The organism is Pseudomonas sp. 1152_12 (assembly GCF_052850675.1).
Genome location: NZ_VXCW01000001.1, coordinates 496,640 through 512,658, shown reverse-complemented (window position 1 = coordinate 512,658; position 16,019 = coordinate 496,640). Strand labels below are relative to the sequence as shown.

Here is a 16,019-nt window from a genome sequence, read left to right as displayed (position 1 = left end):
TCTCCTGAATTGGGCGGCCGGGAGCAGGAATCGAACCTGCCGACGCTGAGCAAAGCTCAGCCCTTGAACCTTCAAGCCCGGCCAGATGGTGGCATATTAACATCCGATGGATCCAAAGTGCAGTGCGATTTTCAGGCGTTTTCGCAATCTGGACCGCAACCCCACGATTATTTCGGATACAACGGCGGCAAGCTGGTGGTATCCGTCGCCGGGTCCTGTACGCGCTCGGCAACCGGAATGGCCTTGACCGCACGCCACAGGTCTTCACCCAACCAGAAATGCCCACTCTCGCTATACAGCGCGCCATTCAATCCATCCAGCGCATCCGACAACGGCACAAACCGCGCCGCCATGTCCGCCAATGTTTCCGGCTGTTGCCGCGCCCAGGCGTCCAGGGCCTGGCGCGTGGCTTGCGGGTCGTTGGCCTGGGTGGCGCGCTTGAGGTCGTCGAGCAGGCTGCGCGGGCTCGGGCCAGTCTGCGCGGCGCGCTGCACGGCCGGTTGCCGGCGCGCACGCCACCACAGGCCAAAGCCCAGCAGCGTGGTACAGGCGAAGATCAGCGTGCTCAGTTGCCACAGCCACAGGCGGTCATCGTCCGGTGCTGTAATCACGGTTGGCGTGGCGGGGGTGTCCACCACCAGGCTCGGGTTGGTCGCCACTTGCAGGGTGCGCGCGGGCAGGGTGGTGCGTTCGAGGTGGTCTTCGTGGGTGTTCCACCACACCACTTCCACGGCCGGCAGTTCGACGGCGCCGGCGCGGGTCGGCACCAAGGCTTCGCGGTCTTCGCGGCTGCCCGTCAGGCCGTGGTCGTTGTTCTGGTTGGCGAGCACCGGCTGGTCGGGGTAGCGGCGCAGGCCGTTGATGTCGGTGCTGGGCAGGGCCGGCAGTTGCGCGCTGGACAGGCCTTCGGCCTTGACTGTGAGGCTGCGGGTCAACGAGTCGCCGACTTGTACGTGCTCAGGCTCCGGGTTCCAGGCTTGCGTCAGGGTCAGGCTGCGTGCCGGTATCCAAGGGGCGTCGGCGGGGTACATTGCCGGCTTGGGCTTGACGATCAGTGGCAGCTCGGCGGAGCTGACGTGGATCAGCTTGCCCGGCTTGGTGCCCTGCAGCGTGTTCTCCTGGGGCGGGCGCGATTCCACCAGCGTAGCGCTGAAGGTTTGTGCCGGAATCACCAAGGCGCCGCTGTGCTGCGGGTAGATCGCGTAGCGGGTTTCGATCACGCCATGGCGAATGCTGTTGATGACTTTTTCGTAGGTGCGCGACTCGCCCAACTGCTCGATGCGTGCATCGGGAATCTGCAGCGGCGTGAGGCTGCTGTCGTCGTACAGCGAAACCGAGTGGTACACGCGCACGGTCAACAATACCTGGGCCTGCACGTACACGCTGGTCTGGTCGAGGTTGCTTTCGATGAACACCGGCGCCAGTTCGGCGCTGGTGTTCTGGCTGGCGGTTTCAACCACTTGCAGGCTGATGGGCTGGGTCTTGAGCTCGCCCACTTGCAGCGGTGGAATCACCACGGTGCCGTTTTCCTTGGGCAGCAGGGTAATGATCCAGCGCGTGGTAGCGTGGTTATCGCCGCCCAGGGTGGTGAGTTGGTTGATCTGGCGTGTGCCGCTGACTTCGAATTGCGCATCCAGGGGCGACAGGTCGGGTTTGCCGAACTGCGTGACGTCGCTGGATTGCACCGTCAGCTCCACCGTTTCCCCGGAATTGAGGCGGCTGCGGTCGACGCTGGCGGCCAGGTTCGCCGCCTGGGCGTGGCCTGCCGTTAACGCGAGCAGGAGCAAAAGGGTGGTGCGGCGGCTCATCGAGTCTTGTCCTGATGTTGTTGCTGTTCGTACCAGAATTTGCGCCGCAGCAGTTCGCCGGGGTTGTCCGGGATCTCCTGCAGCCATTGCTCCAACGCTTGGCGGTGCTCGCCGTCAATGTTCGCATCGGCGGGGCGCAGCGGCGGGGTGGTGGTGTGTTCATCGCCCAGTTCGCTGCCCGGTACGTCGTTGCTGCCGGCTTTGGGCGTGCCGCCGGTTTGAGTATCGCTCGTGCTGGCCTCGCCCTGGCCTTGGGACGAGTGTTCGCCGCCCGAAGCACTTTGCCCGCTCGTGCCCGGTTGCGCAGTTTGGCCGGGTTGGGTGGTTTCGTCATCCTCGTTTTTTTCGGGTTTGGCGGGGTCAGGCTGAGCTTGTTGCTGCATCAGGCTTTCCACCAAGGCTTTGTTTTTCAGCGCCGGTTGCAGGTCGGGCTGGGCTTCCAGTGCCTGTTCGTAGGCGTCGATGGCGGCTTCCAGTTCGCCGGACTTGGCCAGGGCATTGCCGCGATTGTAGTGGGAATAGGCGTCATTGCTCAGCGCAAAGCGCTTGATCGCCTCGGCGTAATTGCCCGCCTCATACAGGGCAACGCCTTGCCACTGCGGGTTTTCGAAGTGTTCGGCGGCCTCGGCCGGGCGCTTTTTCTTCAGCAGGTACTGGCCCTGCTGATCGGGACGCAGCCACAGGTCTTGGAAGTCGAAGGCATAGCTGGGCTGCGGCGCGCCCAATAGCAGCAACGGCAGGCAGAACAGCCAGCCCCGGCGCCCGGCGCAGGCGGCGAGCAGCAACAGCGGCAGCAGTAGCCAATAACCCTGGTCGGCCCAACTGTCGAGGTGCAGCAGTTGGCCGTCGTTGCGCAGGGTTTGCGGGCCATCGAGCAGGTTGAGTTGGCGCAAGTCCTTGTCGTCCAGGCGCGCGGAGCGGTAGCGGCCGCCCATTTCGCTGGCGAAGGCCTTGAGGGTCGGGCTGTCGAGGCGTGGCACCAGGATCGCGCCCTGTTCGTCCTTGAGGAACTCGCCGCTTTCCTGGGTCACCGGTGTGCCTTCGCGGCTGCCGATACCGAGGATCGACAAGGTCGGCGCCTGCGCGCCTTGCAACTGCAGGCGGATGCCCTGGCGTTCCTGTTTCGACAGCGAGGAGCCGACCAGCAACAAGCGCCCCTGGCCGAGGCCGCCTTGCTTAAGCAAGCCCAGGGCTTTCTCCACGGCGAGGTCGGCGCGATGGCCGGGCTCGGGCATGATCGAGGGGCGCAGGGCTTCGAGCAGGTTTCGGCTGGTGGCCAGGTCATCCGACAGCGGCACCAGCGTGTGGGCGCTGCCGGCATACACGATGATGGCGGTCGGTGCGTCGGCGCGCGCTTGCAGCAAGTCATACAGCTTGCGTCGTGCCTGCTCCAGGCGATTGGGCGGGCTGTCGGTGGCGAGCATCTCCGGGGTCAGTTCCAGCAGCACCACCAGCGGGTCGGCGGGTTTCTGGCTGGATTGCTCCACGCGCTGCCAACTGGGGCCGAGCAAGGCCAGCACGGCCAGCAGCCAGGCGATGCCGAGCACCACCCATGGCGATTTGCTTTCGCGACCACTGCCGCCACTGAGCAACACCGCGTGAAAGGCCGGCGGCAAAATCATCTGCCAGCGCCCGGCACGCTTTTGCCGATGCCACAGCTGCCACAGCAGCCAGCCGAGCAGCGGCAACAGCAACAGCCACCAAGGACGGAACCAGTGCGGCCACAGGTCGATCATCGACGCCTCCGCAAACGCAGGCGTTTGAGGCGCTGACGCCATTCAGGGTGCTGTTGCAGGAAGTTGCCCTGGGTCGAGAGTTTGTTAAACAAGCGCTGCAGCGCGTTGTTGGGCCAGCGTTCCTGGATCACCAGCAACATGCTCAGGATCAGCGCGAGGGCCAATGGCGCGCTGTACAGCGCCTGCGCCGGGCGGGCTTGGGTCGGTTGCTGGGCTACGGGTTCAAGCTGGTCGAGGGTTTGCTTGATCTTCTGCAATTCGTCGCCGTCGCGGGCCCGGAAGTAGCGGCCGCCGGTGGCGCCCGCGAGGGCTTTCAAGGCCGGTTCGTCGAGGTCCAGGCTCGGGTTGACGCCAAGAATGCCCAGGGAACCGGTTTGCTCCGGATCGGCGCCAATGCCGATCGGGTAGATCTTTACACCTTCTTCAGCGGCCAGGCGTGCGGCAGTCAGTGGGTCGATCCGCCCGGCGTTGTTGGCGCCGTCGGTGACCAGGATCAGTACGCGGCTTTGTGCCGGGCGCTGACGCAGGCGTTTCAGGGCCAGGCCAATTGCATCGCCGATGGCGGTGTTCTTGCCCGCAATGCCGATGCGCGCTTCGTCCAGCCAACTGCGCACGGTGCGCCGGTCGAAGGTCAGCGGGGCTTGCAGGTAGGCCTGGCTGCCAAACAGGATCAGGCCGACGCGGTCGCCTTCACGGCTTTCCAAAAAGTCGCCGAGCAGGTGTTGCACCAGGCTCAGGCGGCTGACGTCTTCGTCCTGCCAGTGCATGTCGGGGAAGTCCATGGAGCCGGAGACGTCCACGGCGACCAGCAAATCGCGGCCACTGGCGGCAATCGGCAAGGGTTCGCCGAGCCATTCCGGGCGGGCCGCCGCGGTGAGTAGCAGCAGCCACAACACCACAAAGGGTGCCTGCTGACGCCATCCAGGCAGGTTGACGCGCGCGCGCCGTCGGGCCAAGCCTTCGAGGTCGGCGAGGTAGCTGACTTTTAACGCTGGCTCACCGCTGTCGGCCACCGGCAAGATAAGCCGCATCAACCAGGGCAATGGCAACAGGGCGAAGATCCACGGCCAGGCGAACTCAAACATGCTTGCGAATCCAGGTGTCGACGGCTTGGGTCAGACCAGCGATGGCTTTGTCGTCGAGTTTGCATTCGGGTTTGTAGGCGCCTTCGACCAGCACCATCCAGCGCGTGAGGCCGGCGGCCGGGCAACGGTTGTCGAGGAACGCCAGCCATTTACGCCCATTGAGGGTGTGGCTCTGGCTGTAGGGGTAGTCGTTTCGGCACAGGCGTTTGAGCAGGCCATTGACTTGTTGCAGCCAGGCGCCGGCGGGTGCACCGTCGTAAGGTTTGGGCATCAAGGCCAGTTCGGCCAGGGCGGCGATGCGCAGCGGATCCAACGGTTGTTCGGCACGAGCCACGGGGCGGCGCGTGGGCAGGAAGCGTCGTAAGGACCACAAGCCCCAGCTGAGCAGCGCAATCATCAGCAGCAACAGCCACCAACCCGGCGCAGGCGGCCAGAAGCCGATGGGCGGCGGGGCGATCAGCGGTTGCAGTTGGTCGAGGCTGCTCATTGCTTTTTAACCGGGCGTTGCGGGTTGAGGTATTCGCGCAGTTGCTCGACCATTTCGCTTTGTGTGCTCAATGGCATCAGCAGGATCCGCAGTTTCTGCGCGAGCAATTCCCAGCGGGCGATGCGCGCTTCGGCCTGGGCCTTGTAGGCTTGGCGCAAGTCGAAACTCAGCGTGTCCAGTTCCAACTGCGCGCCTCTTTCCGCGAAACGTAATAGCCCGGCCGCGGGCAGTGCGTGGTCCAGCGGGTCGGAAATTGGCAACAGCAGCAGGTCGCAATGTCGCGACAGCAAGCTCAGTTGTTGCTCGGCGCCTTCGGTCAGCGCGCGCTCGTCGCAAATCACGATCACCAGGCTGCCAGGGCGCAGCACTTCACGGCCACGGCGCAGCGCCATGCCCAGGGCATCGGCTTCGGGGCGGCTCTCGGTATTCAGGCTCTCGTTGACACGCACCAGGCGGTTGAGCAGTTGCAGCAGGCTTTGCTTGCTGCGCCGAGGCTTGATTTCGTAGTGCTCGTTGTCGCCAAACACCAGCCCCCCGACCCGGTCGTTATGCCCCAGCGCCGCCCAACCGATCAGGCTGGCGGCTTGCGCGGCGAGCACCGACTTGAACATCTGGCCGGAGCCGAAAAACAGCCGGCAGCTTTGCTCCACCATGATGAAAATCGGCCGCTCGCGTTCTTCGTGGAACAGCTTGGTGTGCGGCTCCTGGGTGCGTGCCGTCACGCGCCAGTCAATGGTGCGCACATCGTCGCCAGCCTGGTACACGCGCACCTGGTCGAAATCCACACCACGACCGCGCAACTTGGAGTGGTGCAAGCCAATCAGCGGGCTGCGCTGGCTCGGCGTGGAAAACAGCTGCACTTCGCGCACGCGGTGGCGCATCTCAATCAATTCGCTGAGGGTGACGCGGATTCCATCGCTTGCGTTCATGGGGTTCAAGCGACGGCAACGACGTCGAGAATGCGTTGCACCACGCGGTCCTGGTCAATACCGGCGGCTTCGGCCTCAAATGACAGAATGATGCGGTGGCGCAGCACGTCGAACAGCACCGCCTGGATGTCTTCCGGGCTCACAAAGTCGCGACCGGCCAGCCAGGCGTGGGCGCGGGCGCAACGGTCTAGGGCAATGGAGCCGCGTGGACTGGCGCCGTAGGCGATCCACTCGGCCATCTCCGGGTCGAACTTGGCCGGGGTGCGCGTGGCCATTACCAACTGAACCAAGTACTCCTCCACCGCGTCGGCCATGTACAAACCGAGGATTTCCTTGCGCGCCGCAAAGATGGCCTGCTGGCTGACGCGGCGCTCGGGCTTGGTTTCGCCGTTGAGCGCTTCGCCACGGGCCTGTTGCAGGATGCGCCGTTCGACGGCGGCGTCGGGGAAGCCGATCTTGACGTGCATCAGGAAGCGGTCGAGCTGGGCTTCGGGCAGCGGATAGGTGCCTTCCTGCTCGATGGGGTTCTGCGTGGCCATCACCAGAAACAGCGGCGACAACTCGTAAGTACTGCGTCCGACGCTGACCTGGCGTTCGGCCATGGCTTCGAGCAATGCCGACTGCACCTTGGCTGGTGCGCGGTTGATTTCGTCCGCCAGCACCAGGTTGTGGAAGATCGGCCCTTGTTGGAATACGAAGCTGCCGGTTTCCGGGCGATAGATCTCGGTGCCGGTGATGTCGGCGGGCAACAGGTCGGGGGTGAACTGGATACGATGGAACTGCGCTTCAATGCCTTCGGCCAACTCTTTGATGGCCTTGGTCTTGGCCAGCCCTGGTGCGCCTTCGACCAGCATGTGGCCGTCGGCGAGCAGCGCGATCAGCAGGCGATCGATGAGTTTTTCCTGGCCGAGAATCTGCGTAGAAAGAAAAGTTCGCAGCGCGAGCAGCGCTTCACGATGTTCCATCGATGACGGTTCCTGGAGAGATTGGCCGGGCGTTGAGAAAAAACACCGGGCCTGGGGGGCTTACTTTAATGCATCGAGGGGTGTAGCGACTAACGGCGCGCGGGGTATTTTTTGGAAAACTTGTAGGAATATTGTGTGGGCTGCACAAAATAGGCTGATTGCGCGTGCTTCCTGTGGCAGTGAGCTTTCTCTGTGGCGAGCAGGCTCGCCACAAGGCGTCATGCGCGGGTGAACGTCCCCGTGCCCTTGAGAATATTCTGCAAAGTTTCTTCAACCTCAGCCAAGTCCGACACAGCGGTGGCATGGGTAATCTGAAGCTGATCCTTGCCCCCCAACGCATCCGCATCGCCCGCTGCCAGCTCGATCAGCAGTGTGGTGTCACTCAAGGTGACCTTCAGCCCATCCAAGGTCGACGGCTCGTAATCCCAAGTGAGCTCAACCTCATCTTCATCCGGGTAACGGGTGAGCATGAACATCTCGCCGTTCTTACCGTGACAGCAGAGCATGGCCATGTTGTCTTCTTCGTCGTCGCACGGGGTGGCCATCAGTGCGTCAGTGTTCAGTTGCAGCATGAGAAATCCTGTCTGGGGGAGGGCACAGCGAGGCAATTGTGCCATTGCGGCGAATTTTGTGCTGCATCGTATGTCAGACCCAATGCATGACCTGATGGGCAATACCAGTCATTTTCGGTACTCGCAGGCTTGAAATTCGCCGGTTTTTCTGCGGAAAAAACTGGGTTGCTCAAGTCGCAACCCCAAGCCTGCGTGCCGATGACCGAATATGTCGCAGCATCGCAAGCAGCTGTCTTCCTACACTCGTTAAGCTGCGCAACGGATGTGCCCTGTGCCGGGAGTCTGACCTGCCCGTCGTACCGTCGCCCTACATCGCGCACATCTTATGGAAGTTGTATGTGACCTCATTGTCTTGTCCAGCTTCACCCACCTGTCACCCTGATTCGTTTATGGTACTTATTGACCCGTATCGACGAACAGCGCTGACGGTCTCCCCGCAAGGGGATAACACGCGACGCTTCCATCAATAACAAGCCCAAGCGGAGTACCACAGATGGCGTTCTTCACCGCAGCCAGCAAGGCCGACTTCCAGCATCAACTGCAAGCGGCACTGGCGCAGCACATCAGTGAACAGGCACTGCCACAAGTGGCGCTGTTCGCTGAACAATTTTTCGGCATTATTTCCCTGGACGAACTGACCCAACGTCGCCTGTCCGACCTGGCCGGTTGCACCTTGTCTGCCTGGCGCCTGCTTGAGCGCTTTGATCACACCCAATCGCAAGTACGGGTCTATAACCCCGATTACGAACGTCACGGCTGGCAGTCGACCCACACCGCGGTCGAAGTGCTGCACCATGACCTGCCCTTCCTGGTGGACTCGGTGCGTACCGAGCTGAACCGCCGTGGCTACAGCATTCATACCTTGCAAACCACCGTGCTCAGCGTACGTCGCGGCAAGAAAGGCGAACTGCTGGAAGTCCTGCCCAAAGGCACCCAGGGCGAAGGCATCCAGCAAGAATCGCTGATGTACCTGGAAATCGATCGCTGCGCTAATGCCGCCGAACTGAGCGTGCTGAGCAAAGAGCTTGAGCAGGTGCTCGGCGAAGTGCGCGTGGCCGTGGCTGATTTCGAACCGATGAAGGCCAAGGTCCAGGAACTGCTGGACGGCATCGACGCGAGCCAGTTCAGCATCGACGGCGAAGAAAAAGCCGAGATCAAGAACTTCCTGGAATGGCTGGTGGGCAACCACTTCACCTTCCTCGGCTATGAAGAATTCGTGGTACGTGACGACAAGGACGGCGGCCATATCGAATATGACGCCAATTCCTTCCTCGGTCTGACCAAGCTGCTGCGTGCCGGCCTCACTGCCGAGGACCTGCGCATCGAAGACTACGCCGTGGCCTACCTGAACGAGCCGGCTGTGCTGTCGTTCGCCAAAGCCGCGCACCCAAGCCGCGTGCATCGCCCGGCTTATCCTGACTATGTGTCGATCCGCGAGATCAGCGCCGACGGCAAAGTCATCAAAGAACACCGCTTCATGGGCCTCTACACCTCTTCGGTGTACGGCGAAAGCGTGCGGGTGATTCCGTATATCCGTCGCAAAGTGGCGGAAATCGAACGTCGTTCAGGCTTCCAGCCTAAAGCTCACTTGGGCAAAGAGCTTGCCCAGGTGGTTGAAGTACTGCCGCGTGATGACCTGTTCCAGACCCCGGTCGACGAGTTGTTCAGCACCGTGATGTCGATCGTGCAGATCCAGGAGCGCAACAAGATTCGCGTGTTCCTGCGCAAAGACCCGTACGGTCGTTTCTGCTACTGCCTGGCCTACGTGCCGCGCGACATCTATTCCACCGAAGTGCGCCAGAAGATCCAGCAAGTGCTGATGGATCGCCTGAAAGCCTCGGATTGCGAATTCTGGACCTTCTTCTCCGAGTCCGTGCTGGCCCGTGTGCAGCTGATTCTGCGGGTTGACCCCAAGAACCGCCTGGACATCGACACGCTGCAGCTGGAAAAAGAAGTGGTGCAGGCTTGCCGCAGCTGGCAGGACGACTACTCCAGCCTTGTGGTTGAAAGCTTCGGCGAAGCCCACGGCACCAACGTGCTGGCAGACTTCCCGAAAGGCTTCCCGGCCGGCTACCGCGAGCGTTTTGCCGCGCACTCGGCCGTGGTCGACATGCAACACCTCAACAGCCTGACCGAAACCAACCCTCTGGTGATGAGCTTCTACCAGCCGCTGGGTCAGATCTCCGGCCAGCGCGAGCTGCATTGCAAGCTCTACCACGCCGACACGCCGCTGGCACTGTCCGACGTGCTGCCGATTCTGGAAAACCTCGGCCTGCGCGTGCTGGGTGAATTCCCGTACCGCCTGCGTCACGCCAATGGGCGCGAGTTCTGGATTCATGATTTCGCGTTCATCGCCGCCGAAGGCGTGAACCTGGACATCCAGCAGCTCAACGACACTCTGCAAGATGCGTTCGTGCACATCGTCCACGGCGATGCCGAGAACGATGCGTTTAACCGTCTGGTACTGACCGCCGGCCTGCCATGGCGCGACGTGGCGCTGCTGCGTGCTTACGCGCGTTATCTGAAGCAGATCCGCCTGGGCTTTGACCTGGGTTATATCGCCAGCACCCTGAACAACCACACCGACATCGCTCGCGAGTTGACCCGGTTGTTCAAGACCCGCTTCTACCTGGCGCGCAAGCTCACCGCCGATGACCTGGAAGACAAGCAGCAACGCCTGGAACAAGCGATCCTCACCGCCCTGGACGACGTTCAGGTGCTCAACGAAGACCGCATCCTGCGTCGCTACCTGGACCTGATCAAGGCCACACTGCGTACCAACTTCTACCAGACCGATGCCAACGGCCAGAACAAGTCGTACTTCAGCTTCAAGTTCGACCCGCGCGCGATTCCTGAGCTGCCTAAGCCGGTGCCGAAGTTTGAAATCTTCGTTTACTCGCCGCGTGTTGAAGGCGTGCACCTGCGCTTCGGCAACGTGGCGCGTGGTGGCCTGCGCTGGTCAGACCGTGAAGAAGATTTCCGTACCGAAGTGCTCGGCCTGGTAAAAGCCCAGCAAGTGAAAAACTCGGTGATCGTGCCTGTGGGCGCCAAAGGCGGCTTCCTGCCGCGTCGCCTGCCATTGGGCGGCACCCGCGACGAGATCGCGGCCGAGGGCATCGCCTGCTACCGCATCTTCATTTCCGGCCTGTTGGACATTACCGACAACCTCAAAGACGGCGCCCTGGTGCCACCGGCCAACGTCGTGCGCCATGACGACGATGACCCCTACCTGGTAGTCGCAGCGGACAAGGGCACGGCGACCTTCTCCGACATCGCCAACGGCATCGCCATCGACTACGGCTTCTGGCTGGGCGACGCGTTCGCTTCCGGTGGTTCCGCCGGTTACGACCACAAGAAAATGGGCATCACTGCCAAGGGCGCGTGGGTCGGTGTGCAGCGTCACTTCCGTGAGCGCGGCATCAACGTGCAGGAAGACAGCATCACCGTGGTGGGCGTCGGCGATATGGCCGGTGACGTGTTCGGTAACGGCTTGCTCATGTCCGACAAGCTGCAACTGGTCGCGGCCTTTAACCACCTGCACATCTTCATCGATCCAAACCCGAACCCGGCGACCAGCTTCGTCGAGCGCCAGCGCATGTTCGAGCTGCCGCGTTCGGCATGGACCGACTATGACACCAGCATCATGTCTGAAGGCGGCGGCATCTTCTCGCGCAGCGCGAAGAGCATTGCCATCTCACCACAGATGAAAGAGCGCTTCGATATCCGGGCCGATAAGCTGACCCCGACCGAACTGCTGAACGCCTTGCTCAAGGCACCAGTGGACCTGTTGTGGAACGGCGGCATCGGTACTTACGTCAAGGCCAGCACCGAAAGCCATGCCGACGTGGGCGACAAGGCCAACGACGCGTTGCGCGTCAACGGCAACGAGCTGCGCTGCAAGGTCGTGGGCGAGGGCGGTAACCTCGGCATGACCCAGCTGGGTCGTGTGGAATTCGGCCTCAATGGTGGCGGTTCCAACACCGACTTCATCGACAACGCCGGTGGCGTGGACTGCTCCGACCACGAAGTAAACATCAAGATCCTGCTCAATGAAGTGGTGCAGGCCGGTGACATGACCGACAAGCAGCGCAACCAACTGCTGGCGAGCATGACCGACGAAGTCGGCCATCTGGTGTTGGGCAACAACTACAAGCAGACCCAGGCGTTGTCCCTGGCCGCGCGCAAGGCCTATGAGCGTGCCGCCGAGTACAAGCGCCTGATGAGCGACCTGGAAGGCCGTGGCAAACTGGACCGCGCCATTGAGTACCTGCCGACCGAGGAGCAGCTCACCGAGCGTGCCTCTACTGGCAAGGGCCTGACCCGTCCGGAACTGTCGGTGCTGATCTCGTACAGCAAGATCGACCTCAAGGAAGCCTTGCTCAAGTCGCAGGTGCCGGATGACGACTACCTGACCCGCGACATGGAGACCGCGTTCCCGCCGAGCCTGGTGGCCAAGTTCGGCGAAGCCATGCGTCGCCACCGCCTCAAGCGTGAGATCGTCAGCACCCAGATCGCCAACGACCTGGTCAACCACATGGGCATCACGTTCGTGCAGCGACTCAAAGAGTCGACCGGCATGAGCCCGGCGAACGTAGCGGGCGCGTATGTGATCGTGCGTGACATCTTCCATCTCCCGCACTGGTTCCGTCAGATTGAAGCCCTGGACCACCTGGTCTCCGCCGACGTGCAACTGGAGCTGATGGACGAGCTGATGCGTCTGGGCCGCCGCGCTACGCGCTGGTTCCTGCGCAGCCGTCGCAACGAGCAGGACGCTGGCCGTGACACCGCGCACTTCGGTCCGCACCTTGCGGCGTTGGGTCTTAAGCTTGACGAACTTCTGGAAGGTCCGACCCGCGAAGGCTGGCAGAACCGCTACCAGGCCTACACCGAAGCCGGTGTGCCGGAGTTGTTGGCGCGCATGGTTGCAGGCACTACTCACCTGTACACCTTGCTGCCGATCATCGAAGCCGCTGACGTGACCGGGCATGACGCTGCCGAAGTGGCCAAGGCCTACTTCGCCGTCGGCAGCGCCCTCGACTTGCCGTGGTACCTGCAGCAGATCAGCGATCTGCCGGTGGCCAACAACTGGCAAGCCGCGGCCCGCGAAGCCTTCCGCGACGACGTGGACTGGCAGCAACGAGCGATCACCATTTCGGTACTGCAAATGGCCGACGCGCCACACGACATGGAAGCCCGCGTGGCCCTGTGGCTTGAGCAGCATCAGGACATGGCCGATCGCTGGCGCGCAATGATGGTGGAAATTCGTGCCGCCGTCGGCACGGACTACGCCATGTACGCGGTCGCCAACCGTGAGTTGCTGGACCTGGCGTTGAGTGGTCAGTCGGTGCTGCAGCCGGCTTGATCAGGCAGTAAAACCAAAGCCCCCGTATCGTCAGATACGGGGGCTTTTTGTTGGAGCACGATTTATCAAACAACGGGATCAACTGTGGGCGCTGGCTTGTCGTGTAGCCGCGCCGCTGCGATAGCGGTCTCTGAGTGAAAAGAAGGGCAAGCTGGCCCACCGCTGTCGCAGGCAAGCCACACGGGGTCCGACCTCAAACGTTAGCGTGCAGCCGCACTGGCATTATTCAGGCAAGGCTGGAGGGCTTTTTTCAGTCCGTTGTTGTTTGCCGGCAATGTGAACACTGCCGTCAGCGGCTTGCCGCCTGCGATGGCGGGTGCCAACACAAGCTTCAGTGTCTGGCCCCGTGAGGCATCGCTGGCCCAGTAGGCCAGTTCGTCGCGCGGCACCTGGCTGTTGAGCGCATAGATAGTGCCGATCTGGAAAGACCCGGCGTAGGTCCAAACGCCATTGACCGCAAGCTCGATGGCCGTGCGTGTGCCCGTGGTGATGCGCAGCGGCCCACTTGCATTGGCGTCTGGGCCTTCAAATGGATCAGTGTCAAAACCCAGCATTTGCGGCGCTATTTGCAGCGCCAGCCCGGCCGTTGGGCTTCGCGGGTGACAGCTGATTTCCAGGCTGGCCTTAGTGTGGAAGTCGTCGTAAGCGCTGTCACCAAACGTCCGTGCGGTGGTCAGCATCGGGCTGTCGGTGTCGGGACGCTCAATCAACCACACAGGGTGCGCAGGCGTGATGATTGCGTCGTCATCGGCGTGCGCATACGCAGTGAGCGTTGGAATGAAAAGTGTGGCGAGCAGTGCAAAGCTGAGGGTTTTCATAGAGGCATTAATCCGCGTGTAAGGCTTGCTGAAAGGAAGAGTCATTCGTCGTCGAGGGCTCCATGGAATGACCCTATTCTGCAGAGTGGCGGCCATTTTATCTGTCAGTCATTACGCAAAGGTCTGAGCGTGGTTTAATCACGGCTGTGCTCCAACACAACCAGATCAAGCGAGGATGTATGCGACTTTGTATTTTCTCGGGTTCAAGCCCGGGTCGGTTGCCGGTGTATTCGCAAATGGCTGCCCAACTGGGTCAAGCGCTGGCCAAGGCGGGTATCGGTGTGGTCTACGGTGGTGCCTCGGTTGGCTTGATGGGCGCGGTGGCCGACGCCGCGCTGGCCAGTGGCGGTGAAGTGATCGGTGTGATGCCGGGGTTCCTGGCCGAGAAAGAACTGGCCCACAGCGGCTTGCAAGACCTGCGAATCGTCAGCTCCATGCATGAGCGCAAGGCGCTGATGGCTGAGCTGTCCGACGGCTTTATCGCGTTGCCCGGCGGCATCGGTACGTTTGAAGAGTTGTTTGAGGTGTGGACCTGGGCGCAACTGGGGCAGCACGCAAAACCTTGCGCCTTGCTGAATATCAACGGCTTTTACGACGGCCTGGCCACGTTCCTCGAGACGGTTGTCAGTGAGGCGTTTTTAAAGCCTGTGCATCGCGACATGCTTATCGTTGAACCGAACGTCGAGCGTTTGCTGGCCGCGGTGCTGAGTTATCAGGCGCCCAACGTGCCCAAGTGGATCAAGCGAGAAGACACCTGATGGTGCAAAACACCGGCGCGGTAGTGACCGTTAGTTGAGTTTCAGCAGTTTTGCTTCCAGGTGATCCAAGTGCTGGGTCATCAGGCGGATCGCGCTGCTCACATCGCGTTGTTCCAGCGCATCCACAATCGCCACATGCTCCTGCCACGCACAGTACGTACAGGCTTGCGCCTCGTACTGGGCAATGATCAGCGAGGTCAATGGCACCAGGCTGTTGAGGAACTGCGCCAAGGGCACGTTACGCGCCATCGCGGCCAATTGCAGGTGAAACTCCCCGGACAGACGAATCGCCGGCCCGCGCTGGTCGCGCTCAATGCACTCACGTTCCCGGGCGATCAACTCGCGTAACTGACGGATCTGCGTTGGTGTGGCCTGGGCACAGGCCAGCTGCACCACGGTGATTTCGGTCAAACGCCGCGCTTCCAGAATCTGCCGGGTTTGCTGGGCATCCGGCGCCGCCACTTGGGCGCGCTGGTTGGGGCGCAGGATGATCACTTGCTGGTGCGACAGTTTGGCCAATACCCGGCGAATCACGCTGCGGCTCACACCAAAGATTTCGCCCAGGCTTTCTTCGGTAAACCGGCTGGAGGGGGCGATGCGTTGTTCGAGGATGGCGTCGAACAAGCGTGGGTAGATGTCATCCACCGCGGGCTTTTTGCCGGACACCCGACGCAGGGCAGGGAGGATGGGGTTGCGTTGCAGGGCATGGGCGGTCATGGCCGGTCTCCAAAAAATCAGCTGCTCAGGTGGTCGTCCGGGATGTTCAAGCGAATGCCCATGCGCAGCCCTTCTTGGAGGATGTGCCGGCGCATCTCGGCACTGGCCAGGGCGCTGTTTTTATTGCGGACCGCGCGTACCACGGCTTCGTTTTCCTGTAAGCGTTGCGCCAAATGTTCGGGCGAGTTGCGCAGTACCTGAGCGCTTTGCTTGAGGGCGTTGCTGGTCTGTTGCACCACGTTCTGAAAGATTGGATTGGAGGTCAGCGCAAACAACGCCTCATGGAAGCCGATGTAGGCGTTCATGCCCGCTTCGGCGTCGCCCGCGTCAAGGGCTTCGCGCATGTCCATCAGCGTCAGACGCAGTTGGCCGACTTCCTTGCTGCTGATGGTTTGGGCGACCAAGCCGACGATAAACGGCTCAAGGGTGTAGCGCAGTTGCAGGATGTCTTCGAGGCTGGCCTCGGCCACAGCGTCGGTCGATTGCGCTTCGCTGAGACGGGTTTCCAGCACTACCACGCCCTTGCCGGGCATCGAGCGCACGAGGCCGAGGGTTTCCAGCACGATCACCGCTTCGCGCAAGCTGGGGCGGCTGATGCCCATCTGTTCGGCCAGTTCACGCTGGCCGGGCAGCATTTCGCCACGCCGCCATTGGCCGCGCGCCAGGGCGGCGCGCAGTTTTTCTACGACTGAATTGACGACGGTTGAGGTGCTGATCACGTCGATGGCTCCTTGAGGGGGCGAATGTTGTAGTGAACCCTGCGACAGCCAAAATGTGGGAGC

At 61.9% G+C, this 16,019-nt stretch carries 12 protein-coding genes and 1 tRNA gene; 2 read left to right on the top strand and 11 right to left on the bottom strand.

Translation table 11 applies throughout. The annotated features are described in order from the left end of the window. Window positions 1–14: 14 nt before the first annotated feature. From FW764_RS02250 to FW764_RS02215, 8 genes are all read right to left on the bottom strand, one after another. A tRNA-Lys gene (locus FW764_RS02250) sits at window positions 15–83 on the bottom strand. An 84-nt stretch (window positions 84–167) separates the two neighbouring features. Next, window positions 168–1,808 carry a BatD family protein gene (locus tag FW764_RS02245; RefSeq protein WP_446432551.1) on the bottom strand — a complete coding sequence of 547 codons (1,641 nt, stop codon included), beginning with the start codon at window positions 1,806–1,808 and terminating at the stop codon, window positions 168–170. Beyond that, a complete protein-coding gene (locus tag FW764_RS02240) occupies window positions 1,805–3,544 on the bottom strand; it encodes a tetratricopeptide repeat protein (RefSeq protein WP_446432550.1) in 1,740 nt (579 codons plus the stop codon). The genes FW764_RS02245 and FW764_RS02240 overlap by 4 nt, the downstream gene beginning before the upstream one ends. Further along, window positions 3,541–4,629: a vWA domain-containing protein gene (locus tag FW764_RS02235; RefSeq protein WP_446432549.1), complete on the bottom strand. Its 1,089-nt coding sequence runs from the start codon at window positions 4,627–4,629 to the stop codon at window positions 3,541–3,543. The genes FW764_RS02240 and FW764_RS02235 overlap by 4 nt, the downstream gene beginning before the upstream one ends. Beyond that, entirely contained in the window at window positions 4,622–5,116 is a 495-nt protein-coding gene (locus FW764_RS02230; RefSeq protein ID WP_446432548.1) for a DUF4381 domain-containing protein, read from the bottom strand. Before FW764_RS02230 ends, FW764_RS02235 begins: the two co-directional genes overlap by 8 nt. Continuing rightward, complete coding sequence (locus FW764_RS02225; RefSeq protein ID WP_446432547.1) at window positions 5,113–6,045, bottom strand: DUF58 domain-containing protein; 933 nt, start codon at window positions 6,043–6,045, stop codon at window positions 5,113–5,115. Before FW764_RS02225 ends, FW764_RS02230 begins: the two co-directional genes overlap by 4 nt. 5 nt (window positions 6,046–6,050) lie before the next feature. Further along, window positions 6,051–7,010: an AAA family ATPase gene (locus FW764_RS02220; protein ID WP_017739127.1), complete on the bottom strand. Its 960-nt coding sequence runs from the start codon at window positions 7,008–7,010 to the stop codon at window positions 6,051–6,053. 218 nt (window positions 7,011–7,228) lie between these two features. After that, complete coding sequence (locus tag FW764_RS02215) at window positions 7,229–7,582, bottom strand: hypothetical protein (protein WP_446432546.1); 354 nt, start codon at window positions 7,580–7,582, stop codon at window positions 7,229–7,231. A gap of 493 nt (window positions 7,583–8,075) precedes the next feature. Here FW764_RS02215 and FW764_RS02210 point away from each other — a divergent pair, with 493 nt between their 5' ends. Further along, window positions 8,076–12,944, top strand: a complete 4,869-nt coding sequence (locus FW764_RS02210) for an NAD-glutamate dehydrogenase (protein WP_446432545.1) — start codon at window positions 8,076–8,078, stop codon at window positions 12,942–12,944. A 200-nt stretch (window positions 12,945–13,144) separates the two neighbouring features. On the opposite strand, the gene FW764_RS02205 is transcribed toward FW764_RS02210, so the two are convergent. Beyond that, complete coding sequence (locus tag FW764_RS02205; protein ID WP_446432544.1) at window positions 13,145–13,807, bottom strand: hypothetical protein; 663 nt, start codon at window positions 13,805–13,807, stop codon at window positions 13,145–13,147. Between the two features lie 134 nt (window positions 13,808–13,941). Here FW764_RS02205 and FW764_RS02200 point away from each other — a divergent pair, with 134 nt between their 5' ends. Next, window positions 13,942–14,520 (top strand): LOG family protein, encoded by a 579-nt coding sequence (locus FW764_RS02200; protein WP_446432543.1) that lies wholly within the window; start codon window positions 13,942–13,944, stop codon window positions 14,518–14,520. 30 nt (window positions 14,521–14,550) lie between these two features. On the opposite strand, the gene FW764_RS02195 is transcribed toward FW764_RS02200, so the two are convergent. Continuing rightward, window positions 14,551–15,237, bottom strand: a complete 687-nt coding sequence (locus tag FW764_RS02195; RefSeq protein WP_446432542.1) for a GntR family transcriptional regulator — start codon at window positions 15,235–15,237, stop codon at window positions 14,551–14,553. 17 nt (window positions 15,238–15,254) lie between these two features. Continuing rightward, the gene (locus tag FW764_RS02190; RefSeq protein WP_446432541.1) at window positions 15,255–15,956 is read right to left on the bottom strand and encodes a FadR/GntR family transcriptional regulator; all 702 of its coding nucleotides are present in this window, start codon (window positions 15,954–15,956) and stop codon (window positions 15,255–15,257) included. Window positions 15,957–16,019: the final 63 nt, after the last annotated feature.

What these genes read in the sequence shown, in the direction of transcription:
- FW764_RS02245 (WP_446432551.1), bottom strand. Translation starts at nt 1,808, where the DNA reads ATGAGCCGCCGCACCACCCTTTTGCTCCTGCTCGCGTTAACGGCAGGC.
- FW764_RS02240 (WP_446432550.1), bottom strand. Translation starts at nt 3,544, where the DNA reads ATGATCGACCTGTGGCCGCACTGGTTCCGTCCTTGGTGGCTGTTGCTG.
- FW764_RS02235 (WP_446432549.1), bottom strand. Translation starts at nt 4,629, where the DNA reads ATGTTTGAGTTCGCCTGGCCGTGGATCTTCGCCCTGTTGCCATTGCCC.
- FW764_RS02230 (WP_446432548.1), bottom strand. Translation starts at nt 5,116, where the DNA reads ATGAGCAGCCTCGACCAACTGCAACCGCTGATCGCCCCGCCGCCCATC.
- FW764_RS02225 (WP_446432547.1), bottom strand. Translation starts at nt 6,045, where the DNA reads ATGAACGCAAGCGATGGAATCCGCGTCACCCTCAGCGAATTGATTGAG.
- FW764_RS02220 (WP_017739127.1), bottom strand. Translation starts at nt 7,010, where the DNA reads ATGGAACATCGTGAAGCGCTGCTCGCGCTGCGAACTTTTCTTTCTACG.
- FW764_RS02215 (WP_446432546.1), bottom strand. Translation starts at nt 7,582, where the DNA reads ATGCTGCAACTGAACACTGACGCACTGATGGCCACCCCGTGCGACGAC.
- FW764_RS02210 (WP_446432545.1), top strand. Translation starts at nt 8,076, where the DNA reads ATGGCGTTCTTCACCGCAGCCAGCAAGGCCGACTTCCAGCATCAACTG.
- FW764_RS02205 (WP_446432544.1), bottom strand. Translation starts at nt 13,807, where the DNA reads ATGACTCTTCCTTTCAGCAAGCCTTACACGCGGATTAATGCCTCTATG.
- FW764_RS02200 (WP_446432543.1), top strand. Translation starts at nt 13,942, where the DNA reads ATGCGACTTTGTATTTTCTCGGGTTCAAGCCCGGGTCGGTTGCCGGTG.
- FW764_RS02195 (WP_446432542.1), bottom strand. Translation starts at nt 15,237, where the DNA reads ATGACCGCCCATGCCCTGCAACGCAACCCCATCCTCCCTGCCCTGCGT.